At 66.5% G+C, this 18698-nt stretch carries 16 protein-coding genes; 5 read left to right on the top strand and 11 right to left on the bottom strand.

Annotation, left to right across the window (positions count from 1 at the left end; genetic code table 11):
• The first annotated feature begins 40 nt into the window (after window positions 1–40).
• Window positions 41–262, top strand: a complete 222-nt coding sequence (locus EXE63_RS20160; RefSeq protein WP_168143395.1) for a hypothetical protein — start codon at window positions 41–43, stop codon at window positions 260–262.
• Here EXE63_RS20160 and EXE63_RS20155 read toward each other — a convergent pair.
• The 5 genes from EXE63_RS20155 to EXE63_RS20135 all read right to left on the bottom strand — a co-directional run bounded on the left by EXE63_RS20155 (window position 220) and on the right by EXE63_RS20135 (window position 8327).
• The gene (locus tag EXE63_RS20155) at window positions 220–2367 is read right to left on the bottom strand and encodes a 3-hydroxyacyl-CoA dehydrogenase NAD-binding domain-containing protein (RefSeq protein ID WP_168143394.1); all 2148 of its coding nucleotides are present in this window, start codon (window positions 2365–2367) and stop codon (window positions 220–222) included. The genes EXE63_RS20160 and EXE63_RS20155 overlap by 43 nt on opposite strands.
• A gap of 9 nt (window positions 2368–2376) precedes the next feature.
• On the bottom strand, window positions 2377–3585 hold the full coding sequence (locus EXE63_RS20150; protein ID WP_168143393.1) for an acetyl-CoA C-acetyltransferase: 1209 nt from the start codon (window positions 3583–3585) through the stop codon (window positions 2377–2379).
• 186 nt (window positions 3586–3771) lie between these two features.
• Window positions 3772–4878: an alkene reductase gene (locus tag EXE63_RS20145; RefSeq protein WP_168143392.1), complete on the bottom strand. Its 1107-nt coding sequence runs from the start codon at window positions 4876–4878 to the stop codon at window positions 3772–3774.
• A 57-nt stretch (window positions 4879–4935) separates the two neighbouring features.
• Window positions 4936–6141: a dihydrolipoamide acetyltransferase family protein gene (locus EXE63_RS20140; protein WP_168143391.1), complete on the bottom strand. Its 1206-nt coding sequence runs from the start codon at window positions 6139–6141 to the stop codon at window positions 4936–4938.
• Window positions 6141–8327: an alpha-ketoacid dehydrogenase subunit alpha/beta gene (locus tag EXE63_RS20135; protein ID WP_168143390.1), complete on the bottom strand. Its 2187-nt coding sequence runs from the start codon at window positions 8325–8327 to the stop codon at window positions 6141–6143. Before EXE63_RS20135 ends, EXE63_RS20140 begins: the two co-directional genes overlap by 1 nt.
• A 157-nt stretch (window positions 8328–8484) precedes the next feature.
• Here EXE63_RS20135 and EXE63_RS20130 point away from each other — a divergent pair, with 157 nt between their 5' ends.
• The 4 genes from EXE63_RS20130 to EXE63_RS20115 are packed head-to-tail and all read left to right on the top strand — an operon-like array spanning window position 8485 to window position 11663.
• Entirely contained in the window at window positions 8485–9009 is a 525-nt protein-coding gene (locus EXE63_RS20130; protein WP_168143389.1) for a VOC family protein, read from the top strand.
• A 1-nt stretch (window position 9010) separates the two neighbouring features.
• Window positions 9011–9673 carry a GntR family transcriptional regulator gene (locus tag EXE63_RS20125; RefSeq protein ID WP_168143388.1) on the top strand — a complete coding sequence of 221 codons (663 nt, stop codon included), beginning with the start codon at window positions 9011–9013 and terminating at the stop codon, window positions 9671–9673.
• Window positions 9674–9696: 23 nt separating this feature from the next.
• A complete protein-coding gene (locus tag EXE63_RS20120; RefSeq protein WP_168143387.1) occupies window positions 9697–11073 on the top strand; it encodes an NADP-dependent succinic semialdehyde dehydrogenase in 1377 nt (458 codons plus the stop codon).
• 2 nt (window positions 11074–11075) lie between these two features.
• On the top strand, window positions 11076–11663 hold the full coding sequence (locus EXE63_RS20115; RefSeq protein WP_168143386.1) for a carboxymuconolactone decarboxylase family protein: 588 nt from the start codon (window positions 11076–11078) through the stop codon (window positions 11661–11663).
• Here the strand turns inward: EXE63_RS20115 and EXE63_RS20110 are convergent.
• Genes EXE63_RS20110 through EXE63_RS20085 form a run of 6 tightly spaced genes read right to left on the bottom strand, consistent with a single transcriptional unit; the run spans window position 11660 to window position 18622 of the window.
• Window positions 11660–12904: a M24 family metallopeptidase gene (locus EXE63_RS20110; protein WP_209999773.1), complete on the bottom strand. Its 1245-nt coding sequence runs from the start codon at window positions 12902–12904 to the stop codon at window positions 11660–11662. The genes EXE63_RS20115 and EXE63_RS20110 overlap by 4 nt on opposite strands.
• The gene (locus EXE63_RS20105; protein WP_168143385.1) at window positions 12901–13845 is read right to left on the bottom strand and encodes an NAD(P)-dependent oxidoreductase; all 945 of its coding nucleotides are present in this window, start codon (window positions 13843–13845) and stop codon (window positions 12901–12903) included. Before EXE63_RS20105 ends, EXE63_RS20110 begins: the two co-directional genes overlap by 4 nt.
• A gap of 20 nt (window positions 13846–13865) precedes the next feature.
• Complete coding sequence (locus tag EXE63_RS20100) at window positions 13866–14624, bottom strand: ABC transporter ATP-binding protein (RefSeq protein WP_168143384.1); 759 nt, start codon at window positions 14622–14624, stop codon at window positions 13866–13868.
• Window positions 14621–16501 carry a branched-chain amino acid ABC transporter ATP-binding protein/permease gene (locus EXE63_RS20095; RefSeq protein ID WP_168143383.1) on the bottom strand — a complete coding sequence of 627 codons (1881 nt, stop codon included), beginning with the start codon at window positions 16499–16501 and terminating at the stop codon, window positions 14621–14623. Before EXE63_RS20095 ends, EXE63_RS20100 begins: the two co-directional genes overlap by 4 nt.
• On the bottom strand, window positions 16498–17379 hold the full coding sequence (locus EXE63_RS20090; protein WP_168143382.1) for a branched-chain amino acid ABC transporter permease: 882 nt from the start codon (window positions 17377–17379) through the stop codon (window positions 16498–16500). The genes EXE63_RS20095 and EXE63_RS20090 overlap by 4 nt, the downstream gene beginning before the upstream one ends.
• A gap of 31 nt (window positions 17380–17410) precedes the next feature.
• Window positions 17411–18622 carry an amino acid ABC transporter substrate-binding protein gene (locus tag EXE63_RS20085; protein WP_168143381.1) on the bottom strand — a complete coding sequence of 404 codons (1212 nt, stop codon included), beginning with the start codon at window positions 18620–18622 and terminating at the stop codon, window positions 17411–17413.
• Between the last annotated feature and the right edge of the window lie 76 nt (window positions 18623–18698).

The following is an 18698-nucleotide window of genomic DNA, read 5'->3' as shown; positions in this document are numbered from 1 at the left end:
CCACTGTTCGCGCCCGCCAGGCTGCGGCATCGTCGACACCATGACGAAGAAGCGCACGCCTTTCCGCACCCTCGCAGCCTTCGCCGCCGGCCTGCACGCCGCCAACGGCCTGGCCCACGGGGTCCAGCCGTCCGCGCACTCGGCGGCACGCACGAAGAAACCCCCGGGCTGGTCGCTTCGAGGACGACTGGCCCGGGGGTCTCTGGTCTTACCGCGTGACTACGCCTCCAGCGAGGCGGGCGGGTCGAAGCGGTCGCCGTAGCGGGCGGCCAGTTCCTTGGCGCGGGCCACGAACGCGGCCTTGCCGACCCCGAGGGGCCCTTCGTAGCCGACGATGAACTGCGCGGAGCCACCGGTGTAGGGCGGGAAGCCGATACCCATGATGGAGCCGATGTTGGCGTCGGCGGTCGAGGTGAGCACACCCTCGTCGAGGCACTTCTGGGTCTCCAGTGCCTCGGCGAACAGCATGCGGTCGATCGCGTCCTGCAGCGGGATCTCCGTGGTGCCCGAGTTGAAGGTCTCCTTCAGTCCAGGCCACAGCCCGGTGCGCTTGCCGTCGACGTACTCGTAGAAACCGGCACCCTTGAGCCGCGAGGGGCGGCCGATCTCGATCATCTTCTCCACGACGGCCTCGGCCGGGTGCGGCACGTGGGTGCCACCGGCCTCCTCGACGCCCTGTCGGGTCGCGACCGCGATCTTGTGCATGAGCTCCAGGTTGAGCTCATCGGAGAGCTGCAGCGGTGCCGCCGGGTAGCCGGCCTGCGCGCCCGCCTGCTCGATGGTGGCGGGCTCGACACCCTCACCCAGCATGGCCAGCGCCTCGTTGACGAAGGTGCCGATGACGCGGCTGGTGAAGAAGCCGCGGCTGTCGTTGACCACGATCGGGGTCTTCTTGATGGCCAGGGTGTAGTCGAACACCCGGGCCAGCGCCTCGTCAGAGGTCTTCTCGCCCTTGATGATCTCCACCAGCGGCATCTTGTCGACGGGGCTGAAGAAGTGGATACCGATGAATTCCTCCTGGCGCTTCACCCCGGTCGCCAGCCCGGTGATGGGCAGCGTGGAGGTGTTCGAGCCGAGGATGGCGTTGGGCTCGACGATGTCCTCGATCTCCTGGAACACCTTGTGCTTGAGTTCCTGGCTCTCGAAGACGGCTTCGATCACGAAGTCGACACCGGCGAAGTCCGCAGCGTCGGCCGTCGGGGTGATCTTGGCCAGCAGCGCGTCGCTGCGCTCCTGGGTGGTCTTGCCACGCTTGAGCGCCTTGGCCTCGATGGCCTCCGAGTACGCCTTGCCCTTCTGGGCCGCTTCGATGGTGACGTCCTTGAGCACCACGTCGTAACCGGCCTTGGCCGAGACGTAGGCGATACCGGCGCCCATCATGCCCGCGCCCAGCACACCGATCTTGCGGATCTCGACCGGCGCGATGCCCTCGGGCCGCGAGGCACCGCCGTTGATCGCCTGCAGATCCAGGAAGAACGCCTGGATCATGTTCTTGGCCACCTGGCCGGTGACCAGCTGGGTGAAGTAGCGGCTCTCGATGCGGGTGGCGGTGTCGAAGTCGACCTGCGCGCCCTCGACGGCCGCGTTCAGGATCGCCCGCGGCGCCGGCATCGGCGCACCCTTGAGCTGCTTCTTCAGCAGCGCCGGGAAGGACGGCAGGATGGCGGCCAGTCCGGGGCTGGACGGGGTGCCGCCGGGCATCTTGTAGCCCTTGACATCCCAGGGCTGCACGCCACCTTCCGGATTGTCCTTGATCCACTTCTTGGCGGCCGGGATGAGCTCGTCGACGCTCTTGACCAGCTCGTGGACCAGCCCGATCTCCTCGGCCTTGGCCGGGCTGAATCGGGTGCCCTGGCTCAGGACCTCCATGAACGCCTTCTGGATGCCGAACAGCCGCACGGTGCGGGCGACACCGCCGCCGCCGGGCAGCAGGCCCAGGGTCACCTCGGGCAGGCCGATCACGACACCCTTGACGTCGGCGGCGATGCGGCGGTGAGTGGCCAGTGCGATCTCCAGGCCGCCACCGAGGGCGGCGCCGTTGATGGCGGTCACGACGGGCTTGCCGAGGGTCTCCAGCTTGCGCAGGTCGGCCTTGATGAATTCGACCTCGTCGAACGCCTGCTGGGCGTCGTCGGGGCCGATGTTGATCATGCCCTTGAGGTCACCGCCGGCGAAGAAGGTCTTCTTCGCGCTCGCGATGACCACACCGGTGATCGAATCCTTCTCGGCCACAAGGCGTTCCACCGCATTGTGCATGGATTCCTTGTAGTGCTCGTTCATCACGTTGGCCGAGCCGGTGGGGTCGTCCAGCGTCAGCGTGACGATGCCGTCGGCATCCTGGTCCCACTGAATAGTGTTCTCTGCCATGACTTTTCCTCAGACCCTCTCGATGATGGTGGCCACGCCCATGCCGCCGCCGACACACAGCGTGATCAGGGCACGCTTGGCGCCGCGGCGCTCCAGCTCGTCGACCATGGTGCCGGTGATCATGGCGCCGGTGGCGCCGAGCGGGTGGCCCATCGCGATGGCGCCACCGTTGACGTTGAGCTTCTCGTCCGGGATGCCCAGATCCTTCTGGAACTTCAGCACCACCGAAGCGAAGGCCTCGTTCAGCTCGAAGAGGTCGATGTCATCGACGGTCAGCCCGGCGCGGTCGAGCACCTTCTTGGTGGCCGGGGTGGGGCCGGTCAGCATGATGACCGGATCGGCACCGCTGGTGGCGGTCGCCACGACGCGGGCGCGCGGGGTCAGTCCCTGCGACTTGCCTGCGGCCTCGCTGCCGATGAGCACCAGGGCGGCGCCGTCGACGATGCCCGAGCTGTTGCCACCGGTGTGGATGTGGTTGATCTTCTCGACGTAGTGGTACTTCTGCAGCGCCACATCGTCGAACCCGCCCATGGCGCCGATACCGTCGAACGCGGTCTTCAGCTTGCCGAGGCTCTCCACGGTCGAACCCGGACGCATGTGCTCGTCATGGTCCAGCACGACGAGGCCGTTCTGGTCCTTGACCGGCACGACCGACTTGGCGAAGTAACCGCCCGACCATGCTGCGGCGGCGCGCTCCTGCGAGCGGGCGGCGTAGGCGTCGACATCCTCGCGGGAGAAGCCCTCGATGGTGGCGATCAGATCGGCGCCGATGCCCTGCGGGACGAAGCCGACGCGGTAGTTGGTGTCGGGATCAGAGGCCCAGGCGCCACCGTCGGCGCCCATCGGGACCCGGCTCATCGACTCGACGCCACCGGCGAGCACCAGGTCGTCCCATCCGGAGGCGACCTTCTGGGCGGCCAGGTTGACGGCCTCCAGGCCGGAGGCGCAGAAGCGGTTGAGCTGGAAGCCACCGGTGGTCTCCGGCAGTCCGGCCACCAGGGTGGCGGTGCGGGCGATATCGCCGCCCTGATCCCCGACCGGGGAGACGACGCCCAGGATCAGGTCGCTGATCAGGTTCTCGTCCAGATCGGGGAAGCGGGAGCGGAGCTCGTCGATCAGGCCGACGACCAGGCGCACAGGCTTGATCTCGTTGAGGGCGCCGCCGCGCTGCTTGCCGCGCGGCGTGCGGATCGCCTCGTAGATGAAGGCATCGGACATGTGTTGTTCCCTTTCGGGTGGGTGACAGGGGACGTCCATCGGGACGGTAGTCCACTGGACGCGCAGCCTAGCAAAACCGCAAACCAACCTGTTGGTTGGGCGTCTGTTCCTCGATACGCGAATGGCCACTTATCGCACGCCTCCGGGGAGAAAACGTGCAACAAGTGGCCATTCGAGCGCCGGGATTCAGGCGGGGCGGGCGTCCGCCAGCTCGTCGAGCGTCGGGTAGTCGATGTACCCCGCCGGCCCGGAGGCGTAGAACGTGCTCACATCGGGCTCGTTCAGCTCGGCGCCGAGCACCAACCGGTCGATCAGGTCGGGGTTGGCCAGCCAGGACCGCCCGACGGCGACCGCGCTGGCGGCACCCCAGTCCGCCAGGCTTTCCAGCTGGCAGAAGTCGGTGCCGGTGTCGCGCCCGGTGTTGAGCACCAGGGTGCCGCTCCACAGCGCCCGGAGCGCCCCGAAGGTCTGGGTGGACGGGTCGATCAGCACGTGCAGGTAGGCGATGCCCAGGCCCGCGATGCGATTCAGCAGGGCCTCGTAGGCACCGACGGGGTCGTTCTCGTGCATGTCCCCCGCGGCGTTTCCGGGCGAGATCCGCAGCCCGACCCGCTCGGCGCCGATCTCGTCGGCGACGGCCTCCACGACCTCGGCGGTGAACCGGGCCCGGTTCTGCGGGGAACCCCCGTAGCCGTCGGTGCGGACGTTGACGACATCGGAGAGGAACTCGTGCAGCAGATAGCCGTTGGCGGAGTGGATCTCCACCCCGTCCATACCGGCGTCGACGGCGCGCCGCGCGGCGGAACGGAACTGTCCGACGATGGACTCGATCTCGTCGACCCGCAGCGCCCGCGGCACCGTCAGCTGCTGCTTACCCGACGGAGTGTGGGTCACCGCGTCGGCGGCGATGGCCGACGGGGCGACCACATCGAAGCCACTGATCTCGGGATGGGCCATCCGGCCGACGTGCCACAGCTGGACGAACATCTTGCCGCCCTTGGCGTGCACCGCGGACGCGATTTCCGACCACACCGCCTGGTGGCGGTCGGTGTAGATGCCCGGTGTGTTCATGTAGGCACCGTTGGCCTGCTCGCACACCGCGGTGGCCTCGCTGATGATGATGCCGGCACCGGCCCGCTGCGAGTAGTACTCGGCGGCCAGATCCGATGGGGTGCCATCGGATTGGGCGCGCGAGCGGGTCAACGGTGCCATGAAGATCCGGTTGGCGGCTTCGGTCGCGCCGACGCGCAGCGGTGTGAGCAGAGTGGCATCGGGGGCGAGCGTGAACGTCATGCTGCACTCAGCACCGCCACCGGGCCGTTCATTCCCGCCGCAGACAATGTCACATTCTCAGATCAGGATGGTCAGCGGATTCTCGATCCTGCGCGTGAAGGCCGCCATCCATTGGGCGGCCACCGCGCCGTCGATGGCCCGGTGATCGGCCGACAGGGTCACCGACATGACCGTGCCGACGGCCAACTCACCGTCGATGACCACGGGCCGCTGGGAGGCGCCGCCGACGGCGAGGATGCCCGAGTGCGGCGGGTTGAGAATGGCGGAGAATGCGTCGACGCCGTACATACCGAGATTCGACACCGAGAAACTGCCGCCTTCGAGTTCCTGCTGCTTGATCCTGCCCGCGCGGGCGCGGGCGGCCAGGTCGGCGACCTGGGCCGCGACCGAGGAGATCGGTAGCCGGTCGACGCCACGCAGGACCGGGGTGAGCAGGCCACCGTCGACGGCGACGGCCACCGCGATGTCCGCGCCGGTGAACCGGCGGATCGAATCGCCGTGCCAGATCGAATTCGCCTCGGGCACTTCGACGAGAGCCGCCGCCACCGCCTTGAGGATGAAGTCGTTGACCGACACCTTGGCGGGCGCGGCCGCGTTGACGTTCCTGCGCAGTTCCAGTAGCGCGTCGACGTGGCAGTCGGCACTGACATAGAAGTGCGGCACCGTGGTCTTGCTCTCGGTGAGCCGCCGCGCGATCGCCGTGCGCATGCCGGTCAGCGGAATGTCGATGTAGCCGGTCTGCCCCTGATCAGCCGCCGTGACGGCCGGAGCCGGAACCGCAACGGGTTCTGGTGCGGGCAGCCGGTCCAGATCGCGCCGCACGATGCGGCCCGATGGCCCGGTGCCCGACACCGTCGTGAGGTCGATCCCTTTCTCACGGGCGATCTTTCGGACCAGTGGAGTGGCAAAAAGACGGTGGCCGTTTGGCGGTGGCGCAGGCTCGGCGATCTCGGCGATCTTCTCGATCACCGGCGCCGCCGACTCCGGGTCCCGTGCGCTGATATCGACCGCGTCGGCCGTCTCGCCCGGCGCCGTCACCACGGCGATGGGTTCACCCACCGCGATGGTCGCGCCCTGCTCGGCCACCAGCTGGGCGATGATGCCCTCGACTTCGGCGGCGTACTCGACGACCGCCTTCTCCGTTTCGATTTCGGCGATCGGGTCGCCGATGGCGATCTCCTGACCGACCGATACCAGCCAGGTCTGGATGATGGCCTCACCGGAGTTGGCGAGCACCTCGGGCATCCGAACCACGGTGGCCATCAGGCTCGTCCCATCGCGGCGCGCATCTTCTCCAAGCCGACCACGATCTCCTCGGTGCCGGCGATGGCCGCCCGCTCCAAAACCCGAGAGATGCTGGGCGAGGCCTCCTCCCCCGACACCCGCTCGATCGGCTGATCGAGCCAGTCGAAGAGCCGCCGTTGAATCTCGTCGGCGAGCCACCCGCCGTAGGAACTGCCCCGCGCCCCCTGCTCGACGATCAACACCGCATTCGTCTTCTTCACACTCGCTTCGATGGTGTCCCAGTCGATCGACGCCCGGTCCAGCCAGCGCAGGTCGATCAGCTCGGCGTCGATGCCGGTCTGTTCGATGGCCTCGGCGCAGCGCGCCACCATCGACAGGTAGCTGATGACGGTGACATCGTTGCCGGCCCGCCGGATGGCAGCGGTACCCGGGGCGATGATGTAGTCGAGTTCCCCGTCGGGAACCTTGTCGGCGGTGCCGTACAGGTCGACGTGCTCGATCACCAGAACTGGATCGTGCAGCGCCAGAGCCGCATTCATCAGACCCACATAGTCGGCGGCGGTCGAAGGCGCGACGATTCGCCAGCCAGGGCTGGTGGCGAAGATCCCGGCGGGGTCCATCAGGTGCTGAGAGCCGTAGCCCGAACCCATCGCCACCTTGGTCCGCAGCACCAACGGCACCGCGTTGTCGCCGCCAAACATGTGGCGAGCCTTGCCGATCTGATTGAACACCTGATCGGCTGCCACCCACATGAAGTCGGGATACATGAACTCCACCACCGGCCGGAAGCGACCGTCGAGTGCGAGGCCGCCGCCCAGGCCGGTGAAGGCGTTCTCGCTGATGGGCGTGCCCACCAGGCGTTGCTCGCCGTACTTGGCCAGGCCCTTGGTGGCGCCGTTGGTGCCGCCGTTGAGGCGGTGGACATCCTCACCGAAGATCACGATGCGCTCGTCGGTGGCCATCCGCCGGTCCATCACGCCTGCGACGGCTTCGATGAATTTCAGCTCGCGCCAAGGCCCTTGGTGGGCCGTGGGTTCCAGCACCTCGAGTGCGGACAGCTCACCGGCGTCGCCGCGAACGCCGACGTTGACGAAGCTCGGGTCGGGCCACAGTTCGGGCCGGATGCGCCGCTTGCCCGCCGACTCCGGATCGGTCTCCAGCAGCTCGGCCACTGCGGAGGTCATCGCCTCCTGGGCCTGCCTGCGCAGTTCGGCCACGCCGGCCTGGTCGATCAGGCCCCGCCTGGTCATCTGGGCGGCCATCTTCTCCAGCGGGTCACGCGCTCGCCACTGCGCCTCTTCGTCCTTGTCTCGGTACCCGAACGCACTGCCGGGGTACGAGCCGTTCTGGTGGAAGAAACGGTAGACCTCGACCTCGATGACGGCAGGTCCCTCGCCCCCGCGCATCCGTTCGGCCGCCTGCGTCGTTGCCAGGTGCACCGCGAGTGGATCCATTCCGTCGACCCGCCAGCCCGGGATGCCGAACCCCTGACCACGCACCGACAGCCGTGGATCCGCGGTGATCTCGTCGACCCGCGTCGAGACGGCGTACAGGTTGTTCTCGATGAAGAAACAGAACGGGAGCTTCCAGGCTGCGGCCAGGTTCATCGACTCCAGTACCGAACCGATCTGGCTGGATCCGTCACCGAAGTAGCTGATCGTCAGATCGGTGGTGCCACTGTGCTTTTGCGCCCAGGCATTCCCGGCGCCCATCGGGACGCCACCGCCGACGATGGCGTTGGTACCCAGCGCCCCAGCCTCGAACCATTGCAGGTGCATGGATCCACCGCGCCCTCGGCAGTACCCCTGCGCCAGACCGAGAATCTCGGCCAGGGTGCGCTGCAGCACCCGCTGGATCTTCGGGGTGACGGCCGCTGCGGGATCGATGACACCGCCCGACACGTGGGTGAGCGCCTTGGCCAGGAACTGGTGGTGACCGCGGTGAGAACCGTTGACCGCGTCGGTGGACCGCAGCCCGACGATGGACCCGACCGCGCCGCCCTCCTGCCCGATGCTGGAGTGGGCGGGCCCGTGCACCAACCCTTCCCCGGCCAGTTCCAGGACGGTTTCCTCGAAGGCCCGGATGAGGTGCAGCTGGCCCAGCATCGTGCCGAGCAGCACCGGGTCGGCGGCGTCGTAGTCCGCGTCGGTGGTGCCGAGTTCGATCCACGGAGAGCCCGTCTCCAGGCGGGTTTCGGTTGGCATTGCCCTCAATCTCCATCGGCCGGACGTCCGGGTGGCGGTATGTGATGCAGCTCCCACGGTAGCTCATTTGGATCCACTTTGGCCATATTCATGCCAAATTCGCCGCCTCGAGCGGTATGATTGCCTACTATTGGATCCATTAGGGAAGGTTGATTGCATGCCGCTGCCCGGCCTGGTCGGTACCGACCACATCGGATTCACCGTGCCCGACCTGGACGAGGCGCACGACTTCTTCGTCCGCGTGCTCGGGTGCGCACACGTCTACACGCTGGGCCCCTACGCCCATGACGACGACTGGATGGCCGAGCACCTCAACGTCCACCCCCGCACGGTCATGCGCGAGTTGCGGTTCTACCGGTGCGGCACCGGCGCCAACTTCGAGGTGTTCCAGTACGAGGCCGCTGACGGCCAGGCGGCGCAACCCCGCAACAGCGATATCGGCGGGCACCACCTGGCGTTCTACGTCGACGATATCGACGCCGCTGTCGCCTATCTGCGGGCCGAGGGTATCCGCGTGCTGGGTGCCCCGACCGCCAGCAGAAACGCCAGCGAGGGTCAGCGCTGGGTGTACTTTTTGAGCCCGTGGGGCATGCAATTCGAACTGGTCAGTTTCCCGGGCGGCAAAGCGTACGAGGCCAATGCACCGGTGTTGCTGTGGAATCCGAATCACCCGGCGAGCTGACATGACTCAACCTCCGCCGGTGCGCGACGGGATCACCGGGGCCCGAGTCGCCGACGAACTGCGCGAAGCCATCCTGACCGGTGGGTACCCGCCGGGCACCCGGCTGCGCCAGGAGGCGCTGGCCGAACGGTACGGAGCCAGCCGGGTGCCGGTTCGGGAAGCGCTGCGCATCCTGGAAGCCGACGGCCTGGTGACGACGGTGGCCAACGCCGGGGCGTGGATCGCCTCGCTCAGCCTCGACGAATGCGTGGAGCTCTACCAGGTCCGCGAGCGCATCGAGCCGCTGCTGCTGCGCTACAGCCTGCCCCACCTCGACGACCTGAGCGTCCAGCGGTTGGCCGAACTCGCCGAGCAGATGCGCCGCACCAGCGACGTCGAGCAGTTCCTGGCTCTGGACCGCGAGTTCCACCTGGGCAGCTATGCAGGTGCCGGAACCTTTTTCCTGGGGCCCACCGTGGAGCGGCTGTGGAACACCACCCAGCACTACCGTCGCGCGTTCACCCGGCTGCTCGACGATGACAGCCACCGCATCGTGCACGACGAACATCACATGCTGGTCGCGGCGATCCGCGATCAGGACTCCGAGGAGGCCGAACGCGTTCTGCTCGGCCATATCCGGCGCACTCGGCGCCAACTCGCGCGCCACCCAGAAGTTTTCGACTGAACCGTCCCCGAGAGAAGGAATTCATGGCAATCGCAACGATCAATCCGGCGACCGGTGAGACGGTCGAGACCTTCGAAGCGCATCCCGCGGACGAGGTGCAGCGACGAATCGCGCAAGCCTTCGAGGCCAGTCAGAAGCTGCGCACCACCAACTATGCGCAGCGCGCCCGGTGGATGCACGCCACCGCAGACCTGCTGGAGGCCGAGGTCGACAAGACCGCGGAGATGATCACCATCGAGATGGGCAAACCCATCGCCCAGTCGCGGGCCGAGGTGCTCAAGTGCGCCAAGAACATCCGCTACTACGCCGACAACGCCGAGTCCTTCCTGGCCGCGGAGGAGCTGGCCGATCCGTCGTCGGTGACGGCGTCGGCGGCGGGCACGGTGTGGCAGCCCCTGGGCGTGGTGCTGGCGGTGATGCCGTGGAATTACCCGCTGTGGCAGGTGATCCGGTTCGCCGCCCCAGCACTGATGGCAGGTAACACCGGGCTGCTCAAACACGCATCGAACGTCCCGCGGTCTGCGCTCTATCTCGACGACCTCTTTGAGCGAGGTGGTTTTCCGGCCGGCTCGTTCCGCACCCTGCTGATCGGTGCGGGTGACGTCGCGGCCGTGATCGAGGACAGCCGGGTCACCGCCGTCACGCTCACCGGCTCCGAACCCGCCGGGCGTTCGGTGGCCGGTATCGCGGGCCAGCAGATCAAGAAGGCTGTCCTCGAGCTCGGCGGCTCCGACCCGTTCGTCGTGATGCCCAGCGCCGATATCGAAGCAGCGGCCACCACCGCAGTAAAGGCCCGCATCTCCAACAACGGTCAATCCTGCATCGCAGGTAAGCGTTTCATCGTCCACGCTGACGTGTACGACGAGTTCACCCGACTGTTCGTCGCCAAGATGAATGCACTCAAGGTCGGTGACCCGTTGGACGAAACCACCGATGTCGGACCGCTGGCCACCGAGTCCGGCCGTACGGACGTCGCCGAACTGGTCGACGACGCCGTGGTCAAGGGGGCCGAGGTGCTCGCCGGCGGGAGCGCACCCGACCGGGCGGGTTGGTACTACAACCCGACCGTGCTGGCCGGGCTGACCGACGAGATGCGGATCGTGCTGGAGGAAACATTCGGACCGGTGGCATCGGTGTACAAGGTGGCCGACCGCGAAGAAGCCGTCCGCATCGCGAACCAGACCACCTTCGGGTTGAGTTCGGCGGTGTGGAGCAACGACCCGGAGGAACAGGATTGGTTCGTCGCCAACCTCGATGCCGGTGCGGTGTTCCTCAACGGCATGACGGTGTCCTACCCCGAGCTGCCGTTCGGCGGCATCAAGGACTCCGGCTACGGCCGCGAACTCGCCGCGGCCGGCATCCGCGAGTTCTGCAACCTCAAGACGGTCTGGAAGGCGTAAAGATGGCACGTATCAGCTATGTCCGGCCGGAGAGCGTCACCGAGCCCGATCTGGTCGACATCCTGGCGCAGTCCCGCACCTTCGGCACGCCCCGCCTGGAGAGTCAGGCCATCCGCGCCCATGTGCCCGCTGTGCTGCGCACCTTCACCGCATCGTGGCAGCAGACATTCCGCGACGGTGTGCTCGACCATTCGATCAAGGAACTCGCGCGTGTGTTCATCGCCAAGAGTCTGGACTGCGGCTACTGCGCGGGGCAGCGGTCACACCTGGGCGCCGAGGCGGGCCTGACCGAGCGGGAGTTCGACGAGGTGATCGAGTTCCGTGATTCGACCGTGCTCGGCGACCGGGAGAAATCGGCGCTGATGTGGGCCGAGGCCATCGCCTGGGATCCCAACCTGGCCGACGACACGCTGTGGGCGCAACTGCACGCCCACTTCACCGAACCCGAACTGGTCGAACTGGGCTATTTCATCGCCCTGACCATGGGCCAGCAGAAGTTTCTCAAGACCCTGGACCTGCGCCATGGGGATCTCGGTGTGGAGAGCCTCGCCGGATTGGCCCCCGAGGTCGCCGAACGGTTGCGGGGCTAGTACTCGTTGGCCACGAACAGCTCCTGGGCCGGGAACTTGGTGAGGATCACCGGACCGTCGTCGGTGACCACCACTTCCTCCTCGATCCGGGCCGCCGACGTCCCGTCCGAAGCCGGGCAGTACGTCTCCATCGCGAACACCATGCCGGCCTGCAACTCGACCGGATTCTCCAGCGAGTTCAGGCGCGAGATGATGGGCCGCTCATGCAATCCCAACCCCAGGCCGTGCGCGAACTGCAGACCGAAGGCCGCCATCTCGTTCTCGAACCCGAAGTCCTCGGCCTTGGGCAGCAGCCGGGCGATGTGATCCGACCCCACACCGGGGCGGATCGCTTCGATCGAGCGGTCCATCCACTCCCGCGCGGTCTTGTAGGCATCGCGTTGACTCTGGGTTGCCGACCCGACACCGAAGGTGCGGTAGTAGCAGGTCCGATACCCGTTGTAGGAGTGGATGATATCGAAGAAGGCCTGATCCCCCGGGCGGATGATCCGGTCGGTGAAGTTGTGCGGATGCGGATTACACCGTTCTCCGGAGATCGCGTTGACGGCCTCCACCTGATCAGATCCGAGCTCGTAGAGTCGCTTGTTGGCCAGCGCGACGATCTCGTTCTCGCGCACACCGGGTTTGAGCACGTCGACGATGTCCTGGTACACCCCGTCCACCATGGCCGCCGCCTGGTTGAGCAGCATGATCTCGTCGGAGGACTTGATCACCCGGGCATCGAGCATGCTCTGCTGCGCGTCCACCACCGACAGACCCTGGCGCTGCATCTCGAAGAGGAACGGCGGCTCCACGATGTCCATGCCGACCGGCGCGTCGGCGACCCCGGCTTCGACGAGGATGGATTTGATCTCGGTGACCGCGTCCCGCATCAGGCCCGCGTCCGGGGCCACCGCCCCGCGGAAGCCCAGGAACCCGGCCCGCCAGTTCTCCTGCGGCAGCCACGGGCTGTAGAGCTTGTGATGGCGCACCGCCGAACCGAAGTCCCACAGGATCGGATCCCGGTCGCGGGTCAGCAGACAGTAGCGAATCATCTTGTCGCCCAACGCCCCGCCGATCCACGTCTGCGTGGTGTAGCGGATGTTGTAGAAATCGAACAACAGGAAGGCGCCACAGCCACTGGCCTCCAGCGCCGCCTTCGCCCGGGAGATCCGGTAGTCCCGGAGCCGAGCGAAGTCGACGCGCTCCTCGTAGTCGACGCCCATGTGGCCGGGCGCCCCCAGTTGCCGCGTGGTGCTCACGTGTGCACCGGCGGGGTCAGGCCGTCATCGACGGCGACATTCTCGGCCGCGAGCTCGAGGCCCGCGCCGCGGGCCACCTCGAGCAGCAGTGTCGCGAAGTCCTCCTCGACACCCACACCGGCGCCGGCGGCCTGGGCCACGATCTGCCGGGTCGCCGACGCGATGGGCATGGGCGACTTGAGCTGGTAGGCGGCTTCCAGTCCGAGATCGAAATCCTTCTGCAGCAGGCCCATGGTGAACGTCGGGGTGAAGTCGAGGTTGACGAAGGCAGGCGATTTGTACTGTGTGAAGGTCGATCCCATCACCGAGTCGTTCAGGAACGCCAAGAAGTCGGCGCGGCTCACACCGCCCTTTTCGACCAGGACGGTGATCTCGGCCAGGCACTGGGTCACCACACCGAGCATCAGGTTGTGGGCGATCTTGACCAACCGCGCCACCTCCCCTTCGCCGACGTAGGTGACACTGCGGCCGAACACAGCGAGCACCGGTTCCACGGTCTCGAAGACCTCACGCGGGCCCGAGACCGCGACGGTGAGCTTGCCGGCCGCAATGACTTTCGGGTTTCCACTGACCGGGGTGGCCAGGAAATCGCACCCGCGGGAGTTGGCCGCTTCCCGGATCTTGGCGCTGGCCTCCGCGGAGACCGTCGAGGAGTCGGCGATGACCCGCGGCGAGGCGCTACCGGTCAGCAGACCCCCTTCCCCGAGCATCACCTGCTCGAGGTCGGCTGACGTGGACACCATCGCGAACACCAGGTCCCGATCGGCCAGGTCCACCGGCTTGGTGACGACCTTGGCGCCCTTCTCGACCAGCGCGGCGGCCTTGGAAGCGGTGCGGTTGTACACGGTGACGTCATAGCCCGCGTCCAGCAGCCGGGTGACGAGCTGGGCACCCATCCGGCCTGCGCCGATCCAGCCGATCTTCAGATTCGAGGTAGACATGTTCTGGTTCCTTTTCTTTCTCAGGCTGTCGGTTGTGTTGCCGGGGTGTCGGATGTGCTGGGTGCATGCACCGCACCACCGAAGTAGAGATCGGCGATCTCAGGGTTTTCCAGGACGGATCGTGCAGGGCCGGTGAGGAGTACCCGGCCGCTTTCCATCACGATGCCGGTCGATGCCATCCGAAGTCCGAACCGGACGTTCTGTTCCACCATCAGGATGGCCTTGCCCTGCGACCGCATGATCGCGACGGCCTCGTCGATCACCGTGAGCGACTTGGGATCCAGGCCCAGCGACGGTTCGTCGAGCAGAACCAGCTTCGGGTCCAGCATCAGCGAGCGCGCGAATTCCACCATGCGGCGCTGTCCGCCGGAAAGGTTGCCGCAGCGGATCCCCGTCTTGTCTTTCACCAGCGGGAACATGGCGAGCACCTCGTCGTAGCGTTGCTTGACCAGAGCCCGCTGCCTGCGAATGACGTAGGCGCCCATCAGGATGTTCTCCTTGACGGTCAGCGTCGGGAACAACCCGTTGCTCTGCGGCACCTGTGTGACGCCGCAGCCGAGCACCTCATCGGGGGCAAGGCCGGTGATGTCTTTGCCGTCCAGCAGAATCCGGCCCGCACTGGGCTTGAGGATGCCGCTGACGGCACGCAGCACCGTGGATTTGCCTGCGCCGTTGGGACCGACGATGCAGCCGAGTTCGCCCGGTCCCACCTCGAGATCGACACCTTGCAGGACATTGCCGCCGCCGTAGCCGGCAACCACCCCTTCCAGTTTGATCATGCTGGATTCCCTTCTCGGATTCCTTGAGCGACAGTTGCTTTCGAGCCCTTCGAAGGCGCTTCGAGCAGGTAGTCGTCACCGAGGTAGGCGTCGAGCACCAGCGGGTCCTTCTGGATCTGCTCCGGACTGCCCTGCGCGATCACCGCTCCGCGGGCGAGCACCCGGATCGGATCGCACAGGCCGACCACGAACGGCATGTTGTGCTCGACCAGCAGGAAGGTCTTGCCGCCCGCGTTGAGTTCGCGGATCAGATCGCCCATCCGCTCGATCAGCGTCGGGTTGATGCCGCCTGCGGGTTCGTCGAGCAGGATCAACTTCGGATCGAGCATCAGGACCTGGGCGAGTTCGACGAGCTTCTGCTGGCCATAGGACAATTCACCGGCTTGCGCATCGCGGTAGGCGGCCATCCCGACGAACTCCAGGAGTTCCTCGGCCCGAGCGGCCTCCGTGCCGCTGACCGCGCCGAGCCCCAGCTGGGACACCGAGAAATCCCGCAGCGGTGCGACGACGTTCTCCAGCACCGTCATCTCGCGGAACAGGCGGGTGATCTGGAACGTCCTGCCCAGGCCGCGGTGCGCCCGCGACCACGGTGAGAGCGCCTCCATGTGCTCGCCGCCCAACAGGATCTCGCCCTTGTCCGGGGCCATGGTGCCCGAGATCAGATTGAACACCGTCGTCTTACCCGAACCGTTGGGTCCGATCAGTGCGGTGATGGATCCTTCGGGAACGGTGAAGCTGCAGTCGTTGACCGCGTGGTTGCCACCGAAGCTCTTGAACAGCCCGCGCACCTCCAGGATCGTCTTGCCTGTCGGCTCCGGCCCGCGCAGCTCGGTGCGGACCAGTGGGCGGTCGAGAGGATTGAGGCGGGCACCGGAAAGGCCGACGGTACCTTTGGTTCTGGCCTTCGCGATCAATGCAGCCGCGGTCGGCAGAATGCCCCTGGGCAGCAGGATCACCAGCAGTACCAGCAGACCGCCGAAGAGCACCAGCCGCGCGTTGCCGCCACCGAATGCCTGGTTGGCATAGATGTTGACCGGCTGAATGATGAAGGCGCCCAGAACCGGGCCCCACAGCGTGCCGCGGCCGCCCAGGATCACCGCGAGCACGATCAGCGCACTGGTGATGATCGAGAACATGCCGATCGGGTCGACAAAGGACAGGTAGTACCCGTACACCGAGCCTGCCATCCCGACGAACAGCGCGGACAGACCGAAGGCCAGCAGCTTGTAGACGGGTGCGTTCACGCCGATGGTGCCGGCCTTGCCTTCGTCCTCCCGGATGGCGATCAGGCCCATGCCGAACTTGGTGCGCCGGATCCACCACGTCATCGACACGGAGGCGGCCAGCAGCGCGACCAGGATCAGATGGAAGGGCCAGTTACCCCACGCCGCAGGCCAATCCGGCAGCGGCAGCGTCAGACCCGAACTGCCGTTGGTGACCGACACCCATTCGATGGCGACGAACTGGATGAGAAACAGGAACGCCACGGTGATGATGACGAACGCCGGGCCGCGGGACCGGTAGGTGACGAGTCCGAGCAGCATCGCGATGAGTGCGGCGATCACGCCGGCCACCGGAACCCACACCAGCGGTTCGATATCGGGGAACCGGTTGGCCATGATGGCGCCGACATAGGCGCCGATGCCGATGAATGCGCCCTGGCTCAGGGACAGGTACCCGGTGAATCCGGTGATGATGTTCAGCCCGCTGGCCCCGATGGCCAGCACCAGCGACAGGATGACGATGTTCTGCGCGGACATGCTGGGCGACAACGGGAACAGCAGGATCACGACGGCCGCGACGGTGAGCACACCGCGGCTCACCCTCGTGTGCAGTACGGGATCGAGCAACTGTGACCTGGTATCGGAGGTACTCATGCGACCGCGTCCTCTCGGAGTCGGGTGCCCATCAGACCCTGTGGCCGGGTGATCAACACGACGATGATGACGAGGAAGGGCACCGCTACCGGCCAGGCCGCTCCGATGTAGGCGGTGGCCGCCATCTCACCGATGCCGATCACCAGTGCGCCGAGCACCGCGCCCGGCAGGCTGCCGAGGCCACCGAGGACGACGATCGCGAGCAGTCGCGCAATCCACTGATAATGGGTGCCGGGCAGGAATGGGTAGATGGTGGACAGCATCGCGCCGCCTGCGCCGAGGGTGGCCACGCCGATGGCGAAGGTGAGTGCGGCGATGGTCGCGACGCTCACCCCCACCAGCAGCGCACCACTCTCGTTGGAGGACGCGGCACGGATCGCCCGGCCCGCCCAGGTGTGATTGAGCAGGAGGTAGAGCGCGCCCATCACCGCGGCCGCGATGACCGCGGCGATGAGCATGGCCTGCGGAATGTAGATCGATCCGAGGGTCAGCGACGCGTCGGTGTAGGACACCACCACCGTGGTCGAGGTGTTGCCCCAGATGAAGCCCATGATGCCCTCGAGCATCAGCGCGATTCCGAAGGTGGCCAGCACCGTCATCGTCACGTGGGCACCGCGGACATGCCGGATGACCAGCACGTACACCAGCCAGCCGAACCCGAACATCACCACCATGACGATGGGGATGGACAGCAGCGGGTCCAGGCCGAGGCTGCGCCACAGCGTGAAGGTGAGGAACGCCGCGAGCACCGCGAACGCGCCGTGGGCCAGATTGATCACCCGCATGACCCCGAAGATCAGGGTCAGTCCGGATGCCATCAGCGCGTACAGCGCGCCGACCAGCACCCCGAGGATGAGCGTTTGCACGAGGGATGTCATGAGAAATGGCTCCTAATCAGGTGTGCCGGAGTCAGATATCCCCGCCGCGCCAGCGGAGGATCTGATCCGAGGTGGCCACCTCGGTGGGAAGGACGACCTGGGAGACTCCGGCCTGCCACTGCCCGACCAGGAAGTCACCCTTGGGGCTGCCGTCCTCGTTCCAGCTGAGGGTGCCCAGCAGGGTGTCGACGCTGTTGCTGCGCAACCAGTCTGCGAGGGCTGCCTGGTCGTCGATGGAGCCGACCGCAGTGACCGCTGCCGCGAGTACCTGTCCGGCGGCGAACCCGTCGGCGGCGTCCTCGGGCGGGCTCTGGCCGAACTTCTCCTCGAAGCGCTCGACGAACTCGGCGTTGTCGGTGGTGTCGGACAACGGGCTGTAGCTCGAGGAGAAGAACACTCCCTCGGCGTTGTCGGCCCCGACGGCGTCGAGGTACTGCTGGCCGTAGGTGGGCGAGCTGCTCTGGTACAGAATCGTCGGCTGGTAGTTGGCGCGGTTCATCGACCGGATCATGTTGACCCCGTCCTCGAATTGCGCTCCCTGCACCACGATTTCGGCGCCGGCATCACGCATGGCGTTGACCACCGAGTCGAAGTTCTTGGTGGTGGCGGGGTACTTGTCCTTGTAGACGGTCCGGATACCGGCTGCGGACAGAATCTTCTCGGCGCCCTCGACCACCGGCCCGGCGAAGGGGTCGTCCAGCGTCGGGTAGGCGGCGGTCGCCGGGCGCTGCTCCGGTGGCAGCGCGGCGACCCATTCGGCGAACACCTTGGCCTGGTCGGTGGCTATGGCCTGCTGAGAGAAGAAGATGTAGGAGAATCCGCGGCTGAACATGTCCGGCGAACCGCAGGATGGGCAGACGAAGAGCTTCTTGTTCTTCTCCGCGATCGCCGAGGCCGGGATGTTCAGCAGCGACGACTGACTGCCCAGCAACAGGTCGACCCTGTCCTGCGAGATCAGGTTGTTGTAGTTGCTGACCGCTGTTTCCTGCTGGGTGGCATCGTCTTTGACGATGATCTCGACCTGCTTGCCGAGCAGTCCGCCCTTTTCGTTGGTCATTTCGACCCAGGTCTCATAGCCCCGCTGGGTGTCCAGGCCACCCTGGCTGAACTCGCCGGTCAGCGGTAGCGAGGCGCCGATCCGGAGGGTATCGCCGTCACCGCCCCCGTCCGCAGAACACGCCGACACGGTCAACGCGATCGCCGCAGTCGCGGCAATCGCGCGAATTACTTTGGTAAAGCGCATGTCCAACCTCTCTGTCAGACCGATTGCCCCGATGGCGGTGGCCGAGTGTTGCCCACATCACTTGCAATCGATTGCA

Origin of the sequence: Mycolicibacterium frederiksbergense (assembly GCF_012223425.1) — a bacterium.
GTDB lineage: Bacteria > Actinomycetota > Actinomycetes > Mycobacteriales > Mycobacteriaceae > Mycobacterium > Mycobacterium frederiksbergense.
This window is presented reverse-complemented; position numbering and strand designations above follow the sequence as displayed.